13 protein-coding genes are annotated in these 16418 nt (G+C 42.4%); 5 read left to right on the forward strand and 8 right to left on the reverse strand.

Annotated features, from left to right (window positions below; genetic code table 11):
- Window positions 1-92 precede the first annotated feature (92 nt).
- Both gcvP and KZA12_RS04915 read left to right on the forward strand, forming a co-directional pair.
- On the forward strand, window positions 93-2993 hold the full coding sequence (gcvP, locus tag KZA12_RS04910) for an aminomethyl-transferring glycine dehydrogenase (protein ID WP_218689441.1): 2901 nt from the start codon (window positions 93-95) through the stop codon (window positions 2991-2993).
- Window positions 2994-3137: 144 nt separating this feature from the next.
- Window positions 3138-3812 carry a triacylglycerol lipase gene (locus KZA12_RS04915; RefSeq protein ID WP_218689442.1) on the forward strand — a complete coding sequence of 225 codons (675 nt, stop codon included), beginning with the start codon at window positions 3138-3140 and terminating at the stop codon, window positions 3810-3812.
- Between the two features lie 32 nt (window positions 3813-3844).
- On the opposite strand, the gene KZA12_RS04920 is transcribed toward KZA12_RS04915, so the two are convergent.
- The 5 genes from KZA12_RS04920 to KZA12_RS04940 form a co-directional block, all read right to left on the reverse strand.
- The gene (locus KZA12_RS04920; RefSeq protein WP_373416582.1) at window positions 3845-5122 is read right to left on the reverse strand and encodes a ribonuclease D; all 1278 of its coding nucleotides are present in this window, start codon (window positions 5120-5122) and stop codon (window positions 3845-3847) included.
- Between the two features lie 190 nt (window positions 5123-5312).
- Window positions 5313-5906: a recombination mediator RecR gene (gene recR / locus KZA12_RS04925; protein ID WP_201622694.1), complete on the reverse strand. Its 594-nt coding sequence runs from the start codon at window positions 5904-5906 to the stop codon at window positions 5313-5315.
- Between the two features lie 197 nt (window positions 5907-6103).
- A complete protein-coding gene (locus KZA12_RS04930; RefSeq protein WP_201622695.1) occupies window positions 6104-6433 on the reverse strand; it encodes a YbaB/EbfC family nucleoid-associated protein in 330 nt (109 codons plus the stop codon).
- 212 nt (window positions 6434-6645) lie between these two features.
- A complete protein-coding gene (locus KZA12_RS04935) occupies window positions 6646-7911 on the reverse strand; it encodes an O-succinylhomoserine sulfhydrylase (protein ID WP_218689443.1) in 1266 nt (421 codons plus the stop codon).
- 173 nt (window positions 7912-8084) lie between these two features.
- The gene (locus KZA12_RS04940) at window positions 8085-8717 is read right to left on the reverse strand and encodes a hypothetical protein (RefSeq protein ID WP_218689444.1); all 633 of its coding nucleotides are present in this window, start codon (window positions 8715-8717) and stop codon (window positions 8085-8087) included.
- Between the two features lie 401 nt (window positions 8718-9118).
- On the opposite strand from KZA12_RS04940, the gene KZA12_RS04945 reads away from it, so the two are divergent.
- From KZA12_RS04945 to dusA, 3 genes are all read left to right on the forward strand, one after another.
- Window positions 9119-10756, forward strand: a complete 1638-nt coding sequence (locus KZA12_RS04945; protein ID WP_218689445.1) for a phospholipase D family protein — start codon at window positions 9119-9121, stop codon at window positions 10754-10756.
- A 154-nt stretch (window positions 10757-10910) separates the two neighbouring features.
- On the forward strand, window positions 10911-12212 hold the full coding sequence (locus KZA12_RS04950; RefSeq protein ID WP_218689446.1) for an MFS transporter: 1302 nt from the start codon (window positions 10911-10913) through the stop codon (window positions 12210-12212).
- Window positions 12213-12279: 67 nt separating this feature from the next.
- A complete protein-coding gene (gene dusA / locus KZA12_RS04955; protein ID WP_218689447.1) occupies window positions 12280-13254 on the forward strand; it encodes a tRNA dihydrouridine(20/20a) synthase DusA in 975 nt (324 codons plus the stop codon).
- 45 nt (window positions 13255-13299) lie between these two features.
- Here the strand turns inward: dusA and KZA12_RS04960 are convergent, their stop codons facing one another.
- The 3 genes from KZA12_RS04960 to sppA form a co-directional block, all read right to left on the reverse strand.
- The gene (locus tag KZA12_RS04960) at window positions 13300-14136 is read right to left on the reverse strand and encodes a CPBP family intramembrane glutamic endopeptidase (protein WP_218689448.1); all 837 of its coding nucleotides are present in this window, start codon (window positions 14134-14136) and stop codon (window positions 13300-13302) included.
- Between the two features lie 108 nt (window positions 14137-14244).
- Window positions 14245-15129 (reverse strand): alpha/beta fold hydrolase, encoded by an 885-nt coding sequence (locus KZA12_RS04965; RefSeq protein ID WP_218689449.1) that lies wholly within the window; start codon window positions 15127-15129, stop codon window positions 14245-14247.
- Between the two features lie 174 nt (window positions 15130-15303).
- Window positions 15304-16353, reverse strand: a complete 1050-nt coding sequence (sppA, locus tag KZA12_RS04970; RefSeq protein WP_201622703.1) for a signal peptide peptidase SppA — start codon at window positions 16351-16353, stop codon at window positions 15304-15306.
- Window positions 16354-16418: the final 65 nt, after the last annotated feature.

Here is a 16418-nt window from a genome sequence, read left to right on the forward strand (position 1 = left end):
TCAGTTTTATAAGCTTTTTATCTGTTTTCATTACTTTTTATCTATTTTTATTATATGTATAGCTTGTATTGTAAAAGCTAACAAGGACTATTATGACTACCTCGCAAACTCCTACCTTTGATACTTTTGAAGGTTTGTTTAATGAAGCAGAATTTGTCTATCGTCATCTAGGCTCTAATGACACTAAGCAAGCTGATTTGCTTAGTGCTATCGGTTATGACGACATGGCTACTTTTATCAATGATACGGTGCCAGAAGCGGTACGTTTGCATAAAGATTTAGAGCTACCAGTAGCTATGAGTGAGCATGCTGCTCTTGCCAAATTACGCTTAATGGCAGACAAGATCACCGTTAATAAGAGCTACATCGGACAAGGCTATTCGCCAGTACGCATGCCAGCAGTTATTCAGCGCAACGTGTTAGAAAATCCAGGTTGGTACACAGCTTATACGCCTTACCAAGCAGAAATTGCCCAAGGTCGCCTAGAAGCTTTGCTTAACTTCCAACAAGTTTGTATTGATCTAACTGGTCTTGAGCTTGCTGGTGCCTCGTTACTTGATGAAGCAACTGCCGCTGCTGAAGCTATGGCGATGTCAAAACGCATGAGCAAAAGCAAATCCACGCAATACTTCGTTGATGATCGGGTTTATCCCCAAACCTTAGACGTTATCCGTACTCGTGCTAAGTACTTCGGTTTTGAAGTGGTGGTAGGTGATTTTGAGCTGGCTAAATCTGGTGATTACTTCGGTGCGTTGTTCCAGTATGTTGGCCGTGAAGGTGATGTTAAAGATTTAACTGAAGTTATCAGCGCTGTCAAAGCTAACAAAACTTATACTTCAGTAGTTAGTGACATCATGAGCTTAGTATTGCTCAAGTCTCCTGCTGATATGGGTGCAGATGTGGCTTTAGGGAGTACTCAGCGTTTCGGTATCCCTATGGGTTACGGTGGTCCACACGCCGCTTATTTTGCTTTTTCTGATAAAGCCAAACGCTCAGCACCTGGTCGTATCATTGGGGTATCAAAAGACGCGCAAGGCAACACTGCCCTACGTATGGCGCTACAAACTCGTGAGCAACATATCCGCCGCGAAAAAGCCAACTCCAACATCTGTACCTCGCAAGTATTGCTAGCTAACTTAGCGGGTATGTATGCAGTCTATCATGGCCCAACTGGGGTTAAGCGTATTGCCACCCGTATCCATGCCTTTGCTACGGCTTTCGCTGAAGTGATCAAAACGGGTAATGGAGATAACCAACTTAGTGTAGTCCATGACCAATTCTTCGATACGGTATTGGTAGATTGTGGTTCAGAAAAACTAGCTACCCAGATCTTTGAAAATGCTGATAACGTTGGCTATAACTTATGGCGTCTAGGCGATACTCAGCTTTCTGTCTCTTTTAGTGAAATTAGCGATCAGCAAGACTTTGCGGTACTAACCCAACTGTTCGTTAGCAAGTCACACGACTTACCTACCGCCGCTAGCGTTTCATTAGACAGTGCTCATTTACGTACTGATGATATCTTAAGCCATCCGGTATTTAACTCGCATCATACTGAGCATGAAATGCTGCGTTACTTAAAGTCTTTAGAAGATAAAGATTTGGCGATGAACCGTAGTATGATCGCTTTGGGTAGCTGTACTATGAAGCTTAATGCTACTAGTGAGATGATCCCTATTACGTGGCCTGAATTCGCTAATGTGCATCCGTTTGCCCCGCTTAGCCAAATGGGTGGTTACATTGAGATGATCGATAGCTTACAAGAGCAGCTCAAAGCCATCACTGGTTTTGATGATGTGTCTATGCAGCCCAACTCTGGTGCTTCTGGTGAGTATGCTGGTATCTTAGCTATTCGTCGCTATCATGAGTCACGTAACGAAGAAAATCGTGATGTCTGCCTAATACCGCAGTCAGCGCATGGTACTAACCCTGCCACTGCTATTATGATGGGCATGAAAGTTGTCGTCGTGAGTACTGATGATAATGGTAATATCGATATTGATGATTTGACTGCTAAGTGTGAAGAGCATAGTGCAAATCTTGGCGCTTTAATGATCACTTACCCATCCACTCATGGGGTGTTTGAGGAAGGCATTCGCAAGATTTGTGACCTTATTCATAATCATGGCGGTCAAGTCTATATGGATGGTGCCAATATGAATGCTCAGGTTGCGATCATGCAACCCGCTGATGTCGGCGCTGATGTTTTGCACATGAACTTGCACAAAACTTTCTGTATTCCGCATGGTGGTGGTGGTCCAGGTATGGGTCCTATCGGTATGCAAGCGCATTTGGCACCGTTTATGGCTGACCATACGCTTATTCCTGTACATAACGCTCAAAGAGGCAGCTCAGCAGTATCAGCCGCCCCTTATGGTTCAGCAAGTATCTTACCGATTTCATGGATGTATATTGCCATGATGGGCCGTGATGGTTTACTAAAAGCGACTAACCTCGCCTTATTGAACGCCAACTATGTCGCTGATAAGCTCAAAGGCAGTTATCCTATTCTTTATACGGGTAAAAGCGGCCGCGTAGCTCACGAATGTATCATCGATATTCGTCCGTTAAAAGAAGCCACTGGTATCAGTGAAAGCGATATTGCTAAGCGCTTGATGGATTATGGTTTCCATGCGCCAACGATGAGCTTCCCAGTATCAGGTACCTTGATGATTGAGCCTACTGAGTCTGAATCAAAAGAAGAGTTAGATCGCTTTATTGATGCGCTAATTACTATCCGTGCTGAAGCTGAAAAAGTCAAATCTGGTGATGAGGGTTGGACTTTAGAAGACAATCCATTGGTTAACGCCCCGCATACTGCTGCTATGATTACTGATGGTGAGTGGTCACATCCGTATAGCCGTGAAGTTGCTGCTTTCCCATTAGCTTATGTACGCGAGCATAAATTCTGGCCAAGTGTGGCTCGTATTGATGACGCTTATGGCGATAAAAACTTGATGTGTTCTTGCCCAGCTATCGAAAACTATATGTAAGCGGTTATCCTAGATCCTAGCAATAATCCTCTTTATTTAATAACAAAAACCTCCAAATCAGCAGCTGATTTGGAGGTTTTATTTTGTTTATTACTCTAACTATATAGCGTTATAATCTATTAATCACTATTTATGGATATTAATATGAGCCAAAAAAACCGCGTCATTCTTATTCATGGCTTGCATCAAGCTCCTTTTATTATGCGTCCCTTAGCCAAGCGCTTACAAGCTCAAGGTTTTGATACCCATCAATACGGCTATCGTAGTATGCGCGATAGCATTGCTGTAAACAGTCAGCGCTTAAATGCTTGGCTGCAAACCCATCATGATCCAAAACAACCGTTAGATTTGGTGGGTCATAGCTTAGGCGGTTTAATTATTCGTGATTTTGTCAGTTATTACCCGCATTGGCAGATTAGCCAGTGCGTGACACTAGGGACACCGCATCTTGGCAGCATCTGCGCTGATTATATTTGGGGTCTGGCTCCTGCTGTGGTAGGCAAATCTTATTTGGATGCCTTGGATGGGACGGTTGCGCCGTTACCTGACAATATCAGTTTAGGAGTGATTGCTGGTGACAAACCACAAGGTTTAGGTCAGCTGTTACTGCAGTATCATAACCGCAAACTACAGAGACAAAATCACCCACTATTGGATAACTATCGTGCTCATGATGGCACAGTATATGTTGCAGAAACTAAGTTGATTACCGCTGCCGATCACTTAATTATGCCAGTGTCGCATACTGGCATGTTAGTCAATAGTGAGGTGGCGCAGCAAACCAGCTACTTTTTAAAAAACGGCCAGTTTAAACGCTAATCAAAGCTCAGCTAATGCTTAATTGATTATAGTTAGCCTTTGACACCCATGCCTTGTTTTAACTCAGCCTTATGGGTTTCGATCACTGGGATTAGAGTTTGAGTCACCCATTGATTACGCCAGCCTTTTAAGCCTTGAGGTAACTCTACCCAATCCTTACTATAAGCGATAACTTCATATAACTGACTGAGCCATTTCTTACGTATTAGTACATTTTCTGGTACACCAATTTGCTCAGCACGCTCAGCAATAGCATCTTGGACCGCTTTGGAGAGTATTTTGTTTTTAGAGCGATAAGGAGCTGGTAAACAAGCGGGATGTTCAACGGCGGATAGCCCTTTGGCATCAGTAATTATTTTGAGTAACTCCTCACCGTATAGACGCAGCATACTACGATGGATAGTAGTTTTGTGCGCCAATTCGCGCAGGCTAGAAGGATTCTCGGTAATTATCTCGCGGACAGCTTGTTTTTTTATCACAAAAGTACGGGGCTGGTTAGTGGAGCGTGCTAGCTCTTCACGCCATGTGGCTACTGCTTGCAAGACGGCCATTTGCTGAGAGTTATAACGATAATCCGCCATAGTTAAATACATCTCGTCATCTGCTACATGTTGCGCCGCATAAAGCTCAGCGGCATACAGCTGACAGTCAGCCCAGACATAATCGTACAGTCCTTGCGACTTCAAGGCGTATTCGATACTCAAATAAAGCGCTGGTAAAAAACGCACATCATCGATGGCGTATTGCTCTTGCTCATCAGATAATGGCCGACGCAACCAATCGGATTGGCTTTGCTCCTTATCGATATGCATATCGAGCTGGTCATCAAGCGCTTGCTGATAGCCCATTTGTAGTTGCCCGGTCAGATAAGACAAAGCGATTTGAGTGTCAAAAATATTGGTTAATGGCGGGCAGTCAGAGAGTAAATAGAAGATACCTAAGTCCTCTCCGCAAGCATGCCAAATAGCAATATCTACTTCGCTAACCGCTTGCCAAAACTCACCCAATTGTAGCTGCGGGGCATCCAATAAATAAATATGGTTACCAGTATTAAGCTGCACTAACGCTAAGCGTGGATAATAAGTATCGCGCTTGATAAATTCAGTATCTAGCGCTACTCGCCCGCAACCTTGTAAAGCCTTGATAACTTCATCCAGCTGCGACTGCTCACGAATCCAGGTGACTGCCACTTCATCGGCGATATCTAACAGAGCATCAATATCCGGCTCAACGACAGAAGGGACTAACGTAGGGTTTTCAGTAATAGCAGAAGGGTCTTGAGGGTTTACGGCGGCTAGAGGGGTTAACACGGGCAGATACCTGCTTAGATAAGAGAGAATAGTGATTTTATTATAGCAATATTAGCGCCTGTTGAACATTCACAACTAGACATTGATGATTAGGCATCGCTAGTTGATTATGACTTGGCAACAGGCTGACTAACAAAGCGCTAACCATTACAGATATAAATAAAGTCTAGAATCGCTATTGATTGGCTTGCTACAAAAAGGAGCGGTTTTGTAGCGCTTGCCCTAAAGTCATGCTATCTAAATACTCAAGCTCACCGCCCATCGGTACCCCTTGCGCTAGACGAGTTACTTTATTGACATGGCGACTGACCGCTTCACTAATAAAGTGCGCCGTGGTCTGCCCTTCAACCGTAGTACCTGTAGCTAATATCAGCTCCTCGACAGGCTCTTGCTTGACCCGCCAAACTAGCTGATCAATATTTAGATCATCAGCACTGATACCATCAATAGGTGACAGATGACCACCTAATACAAAATAGCGACCGCGATAGCCAGCCGTTTGTTCAATAGCCATGACATCAGCAGCAGTCTCGACTACACATAATAGATTGTCATCTCGCCTTGGGTCTTGGCACAGCGGGCAGATAGGATCATCACTGAAACTATGGCAGCGCTGGCACTCAATGATATCTCGCATTGCCTCATCAAGCGCTTGGGCTAACGCCATCCCTTGCGGGCGTTTTTTGGTCAATAAATGTAGCGCCATACGCTGAGCACTCTTTTGACCCACACCAGGTAAAATCCGCAACTGCTTAACTAACTGATCAAATTTTGGGGTAAGCAAAGTATCTTCCTTTGTTTATCTTTACATTATTTGTCTTTAAATAGAATCAATAAATTTCGTTTTGCAGCTATAAAAATGGGGTCGTATCCTGTCGATAACAACCCCATTTTTGACTTCAATAGTTAGTATTTGCAACCACTTAGCGCTCAAACCTTAACTTATAGTTCAACTGTAAGTTCAACTTTAAGTACTGTGCTTTAGAACATACCTTGCATACCTGGTGGCAAGCCCATACCTGAAGTTGCGCCAGTCATGGTTTGCTCATATAACTCGTCAGCTTGACGAACCGCATCATTGATAGCAGCAGCGATCAAGTCTTCGATCATATCTGGCTCATCTTCTAATAGACTAGGATCAATAGTCAAACGCTTGACCACATGACGACCAGTCATAGTAACTTTTACTAGACCACTACCCGCTTCAGCATGCACTTCTTTATTAGCCAATTCTTTTTTGGCGGTTTCAACATTAGCTTCTACTTTTTTTTGCATAGTTTGTGCTTGTTGCATTAATGCTTGAATATTCATAATAGCCTCTTAATTGATGATAATTAGATAATAGTTAAATAACATTTAGATAGTAAGAAATTTTTATTGGTTTGGGGCACTGGTTTAACAGAGCTGATATGGTGATTACCTTTAGCTTTTTAAAGCTAAACTCGGCTTTATTGTCCCCTCAACTACAGCATTAACAGCAATTATCGGATAGCAGTTATCTGATAGCAACTGTAAAGCAATCTTTACAAACTGTCTAAACCGCGCGCCAAATCTTTGATGATATCTTCAACATCTTCTAGCCCTACTGACAGACGAATCAAGCCATCTTTCACCCCAGCTTCAGCACGAGCTTCAGCAGTCAAACGAAAGTGGGTAGTAGTCGCTGGGTGAGTAATGGTGGTTTTGGTATCGCCCAAGTTATTAGTAATAGATATCATATTAGTTGAGTCAATAACGTGCCAAGCGGCCGCTTTGGCATCCAGACTAGCAGTGGCAGCAACTTCAAAGCCCATAATAGCGCCAAAACCATCCTTCATATGATGCTGGCGTTTGGCCAACTCATGCGCTGGATGACTAGGTAATCCTGAGAAATGTACGGTAGTTACTTTAGGATGACTGTCTAAGAACTGCGCCACTTGATTGGCATTGCTGCAATGCGCTTGCATACGTAATTTTAAGGTCTCAAGGCCTTTAGTAAACACCCATGCATTAAATGGGCTCATACTGATACCCCCTGAGCGTACTACAGTAAAGGCTTCTTGCATCAATGCATCACTACCCACTAGCGCACCGCCAAGGACTCGGCCTTGACCATCAAGATATTTAGTAGCGGAATGAATAACCACATCCGCCCCTAGATCTAAGGGGCGCTGAATAGCTGGGGAACCAAAGCAATTATCGACCACTAATAAAATGTTATTAGCTTTGCACAGCTCACTCAAAAAGCCAATATCGCATATTTGCGCTAACGGATTGCTGGGACTCTCACAATAGATAAGCTTAGTATTAGGCTGTATAGCATTGGCCCACGCCTCATTATCGAAGCAATCAACGTAACTGACTTCAACGCCAAACTTAGCCATATAGTTATTAAACAAACCAATCGATGAGCCAAACAGTTGATTAGCAGCTAATAAATGATCGCCGGCTTTTAGATAAGCCATACACATAGTCAAAATTGCGCCCATACCAGAAGCTGTAGCTACCGCACGTTCGCCATTCTCTAAAGCGGCCAATCGACGCTCAAAGGTACGTACACTAGGGTTAGTATGACGTGAATAAACGTTACCAGTCTTCGTACCATCAAAATGTCCTGCCGCGTCATCCGCTGAGCTATAGACATAGGAGCTAGTAGTAAAAATCGCCTCAGAATGTTCGCCTTCGTCAGTACGATGCTGTCCTGCACGTACGGCGATAGTTTGCATCCCATAATCTAGGCTTAGGTCTAAAGCATCAGAGCGCCAGTTTGGATCTAAATTGCTATCTTCTTGCACTTGCGACTTACTCATAAATAATCCATTACTGTTAATTTTGACTAGAACCTGTCGAACACTCACAACTAAATACTGCTGTGGTCAGTTGTTCAACAGGCTCCACCTTGATATGTTTTTATTTTTCGCCCATAAATAACTCAGTGAATTAAAGGCTGTTTCATCATATCATGTCGCTATTTATCAATCATCTATAAACCTTCAGAATAATAGTAGTCCACTTGATACCTGTGAATTTCAGGCATCAAAAACACTGCTGGACCTTGGCATTGTAGAGCTTTATTAGCCGGTGAGTGACTATTACTGTCTGACCCACTATCAGCCTCTAATGCGCACTCTATTTTGAATAGATGATCTTCTTGATTATACATTGTACTGGCAAAGCGCTTGGTCGCCAAGTCCTTGGCGGTGGGGTTATAAAACTTATCCCAGTTATTGCCAGCCTGTTTATGAGTCAATTTAGTTTCAACATAGATCAAAGCCCAATCACACTTCCCTTTCATAATGGCATCGCGAAAAAAATGTGCTCGATATTGATTAGCGTTTTTTTCCAACTTAATACTTAGGGTTTCGCTAAGCTGATATACATGCGAGATGTCAACGTAGTTGCCACAACGTTTGTTGGTAGACTCAAAGCGCGCTGTCATCTGTAGATCTAACCCTTGGTCTGAAGGTAGAGATCCATAAATAATGATTTCGTCAGTAGGATTAGGATTGATTGGAGGCACTTCTGTTTTTAGGCTGCATGCTGATAGCAGCCCTAGCCCAAGAGCAACTGAACATACCTTAAGTGATAATAACTCTTTGCCTAGCTGATGAGTCATAGTTTCCTCATTCTTCAGTGGTTTTTTAGCCATTATTCACTTGTAGCTTGTAAGCAGTATAAGTACATCAGCGATTTTTCTACCTTAGCCATGCTAGCTAAAATGGAAGCTATAGGGCTAGTTTGCTGCTCTATTGTTTGACGGACTGAGTTGTTAAGTGGGCGGTTAAACTAACAACTGTAAATTAGCTTAAAGCTGAAACTCATAGTTGCCCTTAGTAAAATTAACGTATTTATAATAGGCAGATGTTGCTACAACTGCTAAGCTTGCCAGCGCTGACATTTACCCTACCAGCAGTGTTATTATAACCCTTATAACTCTAATAAAAAATGGCACAAACACTAGGGCGTGTTGAACATTCACTAATAAATACTGCTGAAGCTATTTGAGGTAAACCTATTATGTCAACATTGATTATAAACCCTAGAAAACTATCGCTAACTCTTGTGATGGCACTGGGCTTAGGGGTGACTGGTTGCCAAATCTTACCTAAACAACCGCATCTCTTTGAAAGCCAACAGCTATCCGCTCGAGTCAGTGCGTTATATCAGCAAGATCAGCCTCAGCGACCTATTAAAGGGATAATAGGTGCTGATACAGATTTAGTAAGTGCCATCAGTTCTCAAAATGAGATTCACCCTGATTTATCTGGCTACCATCCTATTGTGACTGGGGCTAATGCTTTTGCCGCTCGCAGCATCTTAACGGGTATGGCTACTCGTAATATTGATGTGCAATATTATATTTGGCACGATGACCAAGCCGGTCAACTGCTGCTAAAAGACTTATGGGAAGCAGCTGAGCGCGGGGTCATTGTACGCTTACTGCTGGATGATTTTAACAATACGGCCAAGTTTGATCAGCATTTATTACGCTTTGCTAGTCATCCCAATATTGCCGTGCGTATTATTAATCCCCTGATGTATCGCAAGTTTCAAGCTTTGAACTTCGTTACTGGTTTGCCACGTATCAATCGACGTATGCACAATAAAAGCATGACTTTTGATAAGCAAATCACTATCATCGGCGGTCGAAATATCGGTGATGAGTACCTAAGCAACGATCAAAGCAGTCAATTTGCTGACTTAGATGTCTTACTTATAGGTAAAGTCGTCGCTGACATTGATAATAGTTTTGCAAGCTATTGGTCAGCGCCTATCTCTTTTGATATCGAAACTTTAGTCACCCTAGACAAAAACACTACTAAAGAATTTTTGCCGGCTTTAGATAAAATTAAAGGCGATACAGATAATGAGCTGCGTAGCAGCTTATCAATGTATAAGACGGCTATTGAAGACTCTTCTATTGATACTGACTTAATCAATAAACGTGTGCCTTTTCGTTGGACAGACATGCAGTTTTTGGGTGATGATGTCGGCAAACTCACTAAGAGTGTGCCTGCTAGTACTAATTTAGTACAGCAGCTGCGCACACTGCTTGGGCGCCCCACTAAACAGTTGACTATTATCTCATCGTATTTTGTCCCTACTAAAGATGGCGTAGATACTTTAGTTAAATTGGCTAACGCTGGTATCGATATAAAAATATTGACCAACTCATTCGATGCCACTGACGTGACGGCTGTGCATTCTGGTTATAGCCAGTGGCGACCTAAAATGCTGCGCGCTGGTATAAAAATATATGAGTTGAAGTCAACTGCCAGTGAAGACAAGCGTGAAAACAAGCTGTGGAAAGCTCGTAGCCAATCATCAACTAGTTTACATGCTAAGACTTTTGCTATTGACGACCACCAAGTGTTTATTGGCTCCTATAATGTTGACCCCCGCTCTGCTAATATTAATACTGAAATGGGAGTCATTATTAATGATGATGAGCTGGCACACCAATTGCACGAAGCGCTCAGTGATGATCTATTAGGTCAAGCCTATGAAGTCAAAATATTAGATAGTGGTGCGTTGCAGTGGCATACCATCGAGAATGGCCAAGAAGTAATTTATGGAGCGGAACCAAAAGTTGATATTACCGACCATGTTTGGCTGACTATTATGTCTTGGTTACCTATCGATTGGTTACTATAGTTGATAGCTGACATTATTTAGATAAGATACTTTCAATTGATTTACCGAGCTATAAATACTTACCTTGTTTATAGCTCTTATAGTTTACGACTGCGCTCATTAGCATAAGGTTAATGAGCGCCATTATTATTTTGATATATGGATAAACGATACAATGCCTTCCCGTCCTCAATATGCGTTGATGTCTTCTAAAGACAAAAACATGGTGCTATTTATCTGCTCTAGTAGTGCCGTAGTATTTTTTGACTTTCTGATTTATTTATATATGGCAGACTTTATCTCTCTTACTTTTTTCCCAGCCAATATAGATCCAAGTATTAACAAATTACAAGGACTGGGCTTGTTTTCGGTTGGTTATTTAGCACGCCCTCTTGGTGGCATTTTTTTTGGTCGTTATGGTGATACTATAGGTCGAAAACCAGTATTATTTACTACTATGCTTATTACTGCTAGTAGCTTACTGGCTATGGCATGCTTACCTACTTATCAACAATGGGGCTTAGCAGCACCGATTTTATTTATCTTGTTACGGCTAGTACAAGGAATGGCGTTTGGCGTCTTTGTACCTTTAACTTGGATCTTCATTGCTGAACATCTTCCTAGACAATACCTATCTGTTGGCTGTAGCTATGTCTCGGCCAGCTTTTTTGTAGGGGTGCTATTTTCTAATGCTTTCTTTGCCTGGCTAACAGGTTCTATGAGTCCCGATCAGCTTATCGATTATGGCTGGCGCATTCCCTTTATAGTCGCAGCGACATTAAGCTTTTTGCCATTATTAACTTGGCGTTTTGTCAGTGAATCTCCGTTTTTCTTGGCTATGAAAACATTAAGACCTGCTGATCATATCGAAAGACCTTTTACCCTACTCTTTAAGCATTGCAAACATTCTATATTTGTCGGTTTAATGCTCACTTTAATCATTGCTAGTGTCACTACTGTAGTCATTCTTATCCTGCCTGATCTTATTGAGCTACGCTTCGCTTTAGATAGCGACTTGTTCGAGTTCTCACATGGTCTTGGTATTATTTTTATGATTTTTGGCTGTATTTTTTATGGGCTAATATCTAACTACGAAAACTTTGGTAGAATTTTGGTCATTGGCTGTGTGTTATTGATCGGTCAAATATTCGCTTTTTATTATCATCTACAAGCTGGTGGCGATTACATTTTGATCATGTATGCACTGCTAGGTTTTTTTGCCGGTATTATAGGTATGATACCCGCGATCTTTGTGCAGTTATTTCCAACCAATGTACGCTCAACCGGTTTTGCCTTTTCTTATAATATAATGTACGCCATTGTGGGTGCCTTAGTTCCATTTGGCCTTGGTTATGCCACGCTAATTGTCAGCTTCTCCCCCGCACTCTATATTGCCTTTATTGGTTTAATTGGCATTATCATGGGACTTTATTTTTATCGCTTACCTGAATTTAAGCAAATAAATAAAATTATTTAAGCCGCTATCAAACCTTGAATATTCGCTAATAAACTGAAACTACTAAGTATTAAAAGGACTGTCTATAATGACCGTTGATATGACTAACAAGCGCTTGTCAGTCGCCCCGATGATAGATTGGACTACCACAGATTATCGATATTTTGCTCGATTGTTTAACCCGCAAGTTTATCTTTATACTGAGATGATCAGCACTGGAGCCTTGCTGTATGGCAATCGTGAACGCCACTTACGCTTTTTTCAACAAGAGCATCCTGTAGTGTTGCAGCTTGGTGGCGCTGACATCAATGAGATGACGCAATGTGCCGAGTTTGCTCAACAGCATAGCTATGATGAGGTCAATATTAATGTTGGCTGCCCATCAGATCGGGTGCAGCATAATAAGATCGGGGCTTGTTTGATGGCTGAGCCGAATACTGTAGCTGACTTAGTCAAGCATATGCAAGCAGCTGTTGATATCCCGGTGACGGTCAAACATCGCATCGGTATTGATGATTTTGATAGCTATGAGTTTATGGCGCAGTTCGTAGAGACGGTTGCCGAAGCTGGTTGTAAACGTTTTATCGTCCATGCTCGTACCGCTTGGCTGCAAGGGCTTAGCCCTAAACAGAACCGCGAAATTCCGCCGCTGCGTTACGAGGATGTTTATCGTCTTAAGCAGGACTATCCTGAGCTGATAATAGAAATCAATGGTGGTATTGAGACTATAGAAGAGGTTCAGTCTCATCTACAACATATCGATGGGGTAATGATTGGGCGGGCTTTTTATCATAATCCTTATCTATTAGCAGAGACCAATAGTTTATGGGATCAGCCGATACCTAAACGTTCCGAGATTTTGCAACAGCTATATCCACATCTGCGCGCGCAAGTGGCTGAAGGTGAGCCCCTATCGACTATGGCACGGCACTATCTAGGCTTGTTTCAAGGGTTGAGTGGTGCACGGCGCTGGCGACAGGCATTGAGTGGCAAGCCTAGTTTGACTATTGCCGATATTGAAAAAGCCGCTGATGAAGTACTAGCGTTAAACCCTGATGCTTAGCTAACTGGTCCAAACCCAGCAACACATCCAGCAACAAGAGCAGCGTCAGCTTACTTGCGACAAATAAAGCCACATTGCTGCCCCATTATTGATAATGTGCAGCAGTATCGGCAGTAGCAATGATGCTGATTTATAACGAGCGTAGCAGAATATCAAAGCCAGCAATACGATAGTACTGATCTCATAAATGCCATACTGCAAGTGAATAACGGCAAAGATTAGACTAGTCAAAATACTGGCTATTAGCGCGCCTTTGACGGTTGGTTTTTGCTGTGGATGCCCTGTTGGCTGTGACTCTAAATTGCTTTTTGTGAATTGCTCACTAATAGCCTGCCAAAGTATACCGCGAAATACCAACTCTTCATAAATTGGCGCCACAATCACTAGCGCAAAAACTAACAACCCCACTGAGCTTACCGAGTGATATAAAGGATCTACAAAATCTGATGGTGACTTGTCTAACCAGTAAGTCAACGCCTGAGAAGCCACCATAAATATCAGTAGCAGGCTAAACATCCCTATCCCTAGCGTCCAAGAAAATGGTTTGAGCGCCAAATACTGCCTCAGATCGGCTTTTTTTAGGCAGATAATAACGATGATTAGTAATGCTATTAACATGCAGCTAACGATTACTGAAAGACTGACTATAGTGCCATCACTACTACCAAAATAAAAGAGGTCACCTAAGCTTAACGACTTATCAGCAGGTAACAGTAGTTTACCAGCCCCATAGACGCCTATTAACTGGCTAATAAAAAACGCTATTACCATGCCGATTATTAAGGCAGCTACGCCAAAGCGTGAAAACAATGGTGACGGCGTTAAGCCTCCACTAATTGGTGCGCTTATAACCTCAAGACGGTCTTTAGGAGAATTGGGCATAGCATGGTCACTCAAAAATTCAGTAGATAGCTATCTGTCAGTAAAGTCTATCAAAGCGACAGAACAATAAAACGATAGAAACAGTAGTGAAGTTATAGGCTTTATTTATCAAGCTATTTGTTGAGCAATGACCTGTAGTACTTGCGCAGATACTGACTCTGGGTGCTCTAATGGGAACATATGACCCCCCTTATGAGTCTGATAAGGAATGCCCAAGCGCGCTTTTATTTGCTGGGGGAACTTGCGCTTTAAAAAAATACTATCTTCACCAATGATAAGCGTTACTGGTGGCTTAGGACTATGGTTTGGCTTTAGCCAATACAGCGAAGGGTTAGTACGGAATACTGCAACTTCACTGGCTTTAGGAATCGCTAAAGTAACTTTGCCATCCGCGCGCTGGTGTAAGCCGTGCTCGATATAACCGGCAAAACTGCGTTCATCAAAGTCCTTAAAAAAGCCTTTGCCACGTAGCTTATCATGAGCATCCTCACGACTCTCCCAAACGTCACGGCGCTTTTTGGAGATGCCAGCTAGCGATAACTTATCCATCAAACGATGATTCATCAGCGGTAATCTATCTGTAGTCTTAGCTAAGTGCCATAACAAGCTAATCTTGCCATACAGCCAAGGCGGATCCATCAATACCGCTTGGTTAAAGTATTGCGGCGCACGATACAATGCTTGTAGGGTACACATAGCGCCAAGCGAATGACCAACAGCGACTACTTGCGATACCTGATGATCCTCACAAGTAGCTTTTACGCTATCGACCACTTGCTGAGTTAAGCTGCGCCAATGATTATCAACCGGATAGTCAGGATGGTTACCTAGCATAGCGATGTATTCGATAGTAAAAAAAGCCTCTAACTCAGCGAAGAACGCTTTATAGACTGGGCTTGGCATACCGTTAGCATGAGCAAAATGGATAACTGGCTTGTTGGTTTTTTTTGATACAGCAAGGGCAGCGAAGCTCTGCGCATTAATAATACTCATAGACTATTCTCACTAAACTTAAATTATACTCATGGGCTATCATGGAAAATATAACGGTCAATAGCAATCAATGCTAACAATATTTGTGACCCATCAACTGATTATAGCTTGTTGAACTGCTAGACACTAAAAAGCTGAGCTATTATCCATAGCTCAGCTTTATCAGCACATCTATTAGCGCATTTGCGCGTTATTTTCTTCTTTAGGTAAGATATCGAAGTTGATACTCGACCCTACTCCTGCACCCATCTGTACCGCAAAGCGATCCATAAACGAGCGGAATGGATCCGTTGGGGTATAATTTACTACATTATTCAGCTCTAATTTTTTCTCTAAGCTGGCAATACTACCAGTTTTGTCTGCTAAACCTAATGCAATAGACTGCTCGCCAGTCCAGAACAGTCCTGAGAATAGTTTATTCTTTTCTGGATCTTTAAGACGATTACCACGACCTTCTTTTACAGCATTTATAAAGTGTTTATGAGTATTAGCCAACACACTTTCGACATGCTTTTCTTCATAATCAGTAAGCGGACGGCTTAAGCTTAAAATATCTTTATACTCACCAGCAGTGATAGTACGATCTTTAACCCCGACTTTATCCATTAACCCTTCAATATTGTAGCTCGGCATAATGACCCCTATCGAGCCAACTAAGCTGGAAGGATTAACATATATCTCATCAGCAGCAGAGGCAATATAGTAAGCGCCTGATGCGCCAATATCACCGATTACCGCATAGAGTTTTTTATCAGGATATTCTTTACGCAAATCCCTCATCGTTTGCCAGATTTCATCAGACTGTACTGGCGAGCCCCCTGGCGAATTGATATCGAGTGCTACTGCTTTTGAATTAGGGTTCTCAAACGCCTGAGTCAAGGCTTTGCTAACATCATAAGCATTAGCCACATCACCACTACTGATAGTGCCTTGTAGCTCAACTACCGCTAAGTGTGGTTTACTAGTATCGACACCTTCAAGTCCGGTTGGTGCACTGCTGCTGCAACCACGTCCGAGGGTCAAAAATATCAGTAGGATGTAGCCAAAAGTCAGCAGTTTAAAGAAAATACTCCAGCGCCGCGCGCGACGTTGCTCTTGTATACTGGCTAGTAAAGTGTTTTCGATAAGACGCCATTCTTGACCACTTGGCTGCTGCTGCAGAGGTACAGGCTGGTTGACCGAATTATCAGGACGTTTATTGGGATCTGGTGGCCAGTTAGGCATATAACTTCCTAGGTTAGAAACAATATTTAAAAAAAGGTAAAGCAATAAAAATAAGTGCTACATCA

The sequence above is a fragment of the Psychrobacter sp. BF1 genome (assembly GCF_019279065.1).
GTDB lineage: Bacteria > Pseudomonadota > Gammaproteobacteria > Pseudomonadales > Moraxellaceae > Psychrobacter > Psychrobacter urativorans.

What these genes read in the sequence shown, in the direction of transcription:
- KZA12_RS04935 (WP_218689443.1), bottom strand. Translation starts at nt 7,911, where the DNA reads ATGAGTAAGTCGCAAGTGCAAGAAGATAGCAATTTAGATCCAAACTGG.
- sppA (WP_201622703.1), bottom strand. Translation starts at nt 16,353, where the DNA reads ATGCCTAACTGGCCACCAGATCCCAATAAACGTCCTGATAATTCGGTC.
- KZA12_RS04945 (WP_218689445.1), top strand. Translation starts at nt 9,119, where the DNA reads ATGTCAACATTGATTATAAACCCTAGAAAACTATCGCTAACTCTTGTG.
- KZA12_RS04960 (WP_218689448.1), bottom strand. Translation starts at nt 14,136, where the DNA reads ATGCCCAATTCTCCTAAAGACCGTCTTGAGGTTATAAGCGCACCAATT.
- KZA12_RS04940 (WP_218689444.1), bottom strand. Translation starts at nt 8,717, where the DNA reads ATGACTCATCAGCTAGGCAAAGAGTTATTATCACTTAAGGTATGTTCA.
- gcvP (WP_218689441.1), top strand. Translation starts at nt 93, where the DNA reads ATGACTACCTCGCAAACTCCTACCTTTGATACTTTTGAAGGTTTGTTT.
- KZA12_RS04965 (WP_218689449.1), bottom strand. Translation starts at nt 15,129, where the DNA reads ATGAGTATTATTAATGCGCAGAGCTTCGCTGCCCTTGCTGTATCAAAA.
- dusA (WP_218689447.1), top strand. Translation starts at nt 12,280, where the DNA reads ATGACCGTTGATATGACTAACAAGCGCTTGTCAGTCGCCCCGATGATA.
- KZA12_RS04930 (WP_201622695.1), bottom strand. Translation starts at nt 6,433, where the DNA reads ATGAATATTCAAGCATTAATGCAACAAGCACAAACTATGCAAAAAAAA.
- KZA12_RS04950 (WP_218689446.1), top strand. Translation starts at nt 10,911, where the DNA reads ATGCCTTCCCGTCCTCAATATGCGTTGATGTCTTCTAAAGACAAAAAC.
- KZA12_RS04915 (WP_218689442.1), top strand. Translation starts at nt 3,138, where the DNA reads ATGAGCCAAAAAAACCGCGTCATTCTTATTCATGGCTTGCATCAAGCT.